Raw genomic sequence first — 3,055 nt, forward strand, 5'->3', positions numbered from 1 at the left:
GACCACGGACCAGAAGATAGCACGCCGGAAGCTTTCCTTGCTCGAGCTTGCTTCAGAACTCTCGAATGTTTCCAAGGCCTGCAAGCTGATGGGCTATTCCCGGCAGCAGTTCTATGAAATCAGGCGGAACTTCCAGACCTACGGCGCGGATGGCCTCATTGACCGGCTGCCCGGCGCCCGGGGACCGCATCCCAACCGGGTGGCCCCCGAGATCGAGGCCGCCATCCTCGCCCACGCCCTTGAGCACCCCTGCCACGGGGCGACACGGGTGGAGCAGGAGTTGCGGCTGAAGGGCATCGAAGTGTCCTCCGGCGGGGTGCGGGGCGTATGGCTGCGCCATGGCCTGGCCACCAGGCACGAACGCCTGCTCCGGCTCGAAAGGGAGACGGCCGAACGCCGCATCGAACTGAAGGACGAGCAGATCCGGCTTCTCGAACGCTTCAGCCCTGAGTTCCGCGAGCGGCACATCGAGGCCCCGCATACGGGCAGCCTTGTGGCGGTCGACACCTTCTTCGTGGGCGCCCTCAAGGGGGTCGGCAAGGTCTATCTGCAGACCGCCATCGACTGCCACTCGCGCTATGGCTGGGCGAGGCTCTATTCCTCGAAGCTGCCGGTCACCGCCGTGCACCTGATGAACACCGACGTACTTCCCGCCTTCGAGGCCCACAACGCCCGGATCGAGGTGGTTCTTTCCGACAATGGCCGGGAATATTGCGGCCGCCCCGACCAGCATCCCTACGAGCTGTTCCTGCAACTGGAAGAGATCGAGCACCGGACTACGCGGGTCAAGCGGCCGCAGTCCAACGGCATCGCCGAGCGCTTCCGCCGCACCCTGCTCGACGAGCACTTCCGGGTCGAAGGGCGGCGGACCTGGTTCGAGACCATCGGCGAAATGCAGGCGGTTCTCGACGATTACCTCGCCGGCTACAACACGAAACGTCCCCACCAGGGCCGTGGCATGAACGGCAGGACGCCAGAGACCGTCTTCATCGCCGGCCTGCCCAAACCGCAACCGAAACAGAAGGAGAAAGCAAAGCCCAGAAAACGCCAAGACCACATCGCCGCCTGACCCGCGTCAGCGAGCGGCAACTGTCAGGTGATTACTGTTCTTGTACAGCGGTAACAATGAAGGTTTCGGTCACCAGAATCTCCTCACGCGATCAAAATTGAGAACCGGTGCGTGGGGCACCCCACCAGACGCATAACACCTCCAATTATCTGGAGACACGTTCTTCACGAGATGCCTGGAGAAGCGCGGGAGGTATACGACATCTCCCTTGCCGACGCGCCGAGTTTCGTCATCGACGGACATGACGCCTTCACCTGAGAGGAAGATGAATGTCTCTTCCTCGTCGTGATTGTGGGGAGTCGAACTATCGCCGGGCGCGATCGTCATTATCGCGCCGCCCCATGGCGGCGACGCTACGCCTTCCCAAGGGTAGAGACGCCGGAAGCGGCCGCCATACTCGTCAGTAACGTGATCCTGGGCTTCGCTGCGATCAAACATTGTTGTCTTGCCTCTTGATTGGGGATGTAAGGAAACAGGTGGAGAATTCATCCTGTGAGAGCCGGGATGAGCATCCACACGCCGACGCCGATCATGCAGAGCGCGAATAGGAGATTGACGCGCCGGTTGGCCCCTTCGCTTGTGAAAAGACGCGCGATGGCGGCGCCGGCGAGCGTCCACACGACAAAGGCGACGAGATTGTTCAAAGTAAAAATCGCAGTAATGCTCAATACCGCCGCAAGACCAACATTCGGCGGAACCAGAAATTGTGTAAACAATAACCCGATGATATAATACGCCTTCGGATTAAACAGGAGGATCAGCGCCCCGTCGGCGAACCTGATCGATACAGGCGCGCCGCTGCTGCGGCGGCTAGCCTGAGTCTCCATGGAGGCTCTGAGGAACAGGTATCCCAGCCAGAAGACATAAGCAGCACCAAGAATCGACAATGTGCGTGCGACACGGGGCTCTGACAGGAACAGAAGCCCAGCCCCCATGCCGATCATGACCGTCACAATGAAAGTTGCCGCATGATATCCTATAAGAGCGGGAACTGCTGCTCGCAATCCATTGGCGGCGCCGATCGAAGCGAAGAACGCGTTACCTGGCCCGGGGCTGTAGGCAAGTGGGAACAAAAATACGATGAGAGCAACCATCAACTGAAAATCCATGAGCTCCCCGCAACAGTTACTGCTTTCTTAACTTCCTCGCCTTAGGGTAACCTTCTGCGGGAAGATTGGGAGGACAATTTGACCTCATTTTCTGCCACGTTCTCCACTAAGCTGCATAAGGTCGCGATCCTTGTGTGCGATGGGACGTTCAGCCTTGACGCCATGGGGCCGGCTCAAGTCTTTCACGAAGCTCGCGCTGTCGACGGGCAGCCGCTCTACAGCGTCATTTTCGCCTCACCTGACGGAGGCAAAGTCGCCCTCGATTGTGGAGTTGAGCTCGTCACATGCAGGCTCTACGATGTTGATATAGATGCAATCGACACATTGCTCGTACCTGGCGCGGACGACGGCTTGACCATGCTCGGCGATCAGCGCCTCCTCGCCTGGCTCCGATCCGCACAGGCGCGGGTGCGGCGGATCGGGTCGATCTGCATCGGTGCGTTCCTGTTGGCGGAGGCGGGGCTTCTGGATGGCCGGAAGGCCGTGACCCATTGGCGTTGGTGCGACCGGCTGCGAACCAGATTTCCAAAGGTCAAGGTGATGCCCGACCAGGTCTACGTACAATCCGATCACATATGGACGTCGGTGGGCGTCACGACGGGGATCGATATGTCGCTCGCAATGGTCGAAGCAGATCATGGACGTGCCGTCGCTCTGAGAATTGCACGCGCTCTTGTCGTTTTCCTGCGCCGTCCGGGTAGCCAGTCTCAGTTCAGTGAACCGCTCCGGTTGGAGAGCCTAGGTGGTGTTGACAAAGTGGATTCACAAATCACGTGATTTCTGATTCAAGGCTGTTCTTTGCGGAGAACAGCGATGGTTCGCGGGTTGATGTCGGACAAGGAATGGGCGTTTTTCGAGCCATTTGTCATCGAGAGGG

4 protein-coding genes are annotated in these 3,055 nt (G+C 59.3%); 2 read left to right on the forward strand and 2 right to left on the reverse strand.

Annotation, left to right across the window (positions count from 1 at the left end):
* Positions 1 to 1,069, forward strand: a 1,069-nt coding sequence (locus tag ACKOED_RS04345) for an IS481 family transposase (protein WP_408915351.1), incomplete at its 5' end; no start/stop codon positions are given.
* 69 nt (positions 1,070 to 1,138) lie between these two features.
* On the opposite strand, the gene ACKOED_RS04350 is transcribed toward ACKOED_RS04345, so the two are convergent.
* Together ACKOED_RS04350 and ACKOED_RS04355 are read right to left on the reverse strand one after the other, a co-directional pair.
* Positions 1,139 to 1,558 carry a cupin domain-containing protein gene (locus ACKOED_RS04350; protein ID WP_408915352.1) on the reverse strand — a complete coding sequence of 140 codons (420 nt, stop codon included), beginning with the start codon at positions 1,556 to 1,558 and terminating at the stop codon, positions 1,139 to 1,141.
* Complete coding sequence (locus tag ACKOED_RS04355) at positions 1,555 to 2,178, reverse strand: LysE family translocator (RefSeq protein ID WP_408915354.1); 624 nt, start codon at positions 2,176 to 2,178, stop codon at positions 1,555 to 1,557. Before ACKOED_RS04355 ends, ACKOED_RS04350 begins: the two co-directional genes overlap by 4 nt.
* 78 nt (positions 2,179 to 2,256) lie before the next feature.
* Here ACKOED_RS04355 and ACKOED_RS04360 point away from each other — a divergent pair, with 78 nt between their 5' ends.
* On the forward strand, positions 2,257 to 2,955 hold the full coding sequence (locus ACKOED_RS04360; RefSeq protein ID WP_408915356.1) for a GlxA family transcriptional regulator: 699 nt from the start codon (positions 2,257 to 2,259) through the stop codon (positions 2,953 to 2,955).
* Positions 2,956 to 3,055: the final 100 nt, after the last annotated feature.

It is taken from the genome of Aestuariivirga sp., assembly GCF_046093005.1.
Classification (GTDB): Bacteria; Pseudomonadota; Alphaproteobacteria; order Rhizobiales; family Aestuariivirgaceae; genus Aestuariivirga.

Excerpts from the sequence above, each read along its gene's own strand:
- ACKOED_RS04350 (WP_408915352.1), bottom strand. The coding sequence starts at position 1,558 with ATGAATTCTCCACCTGTTTCCTTACATCCCCAATCAAGAGGCAAGACA.
- ACKOED_RS04355 (WP_408915354.1), bottom strand. The coding sequence starts at position 2,178 with ATGGATTTTCAGTTGATGGTTGCTCTCATCGTATTTTTGTTCCCACTT.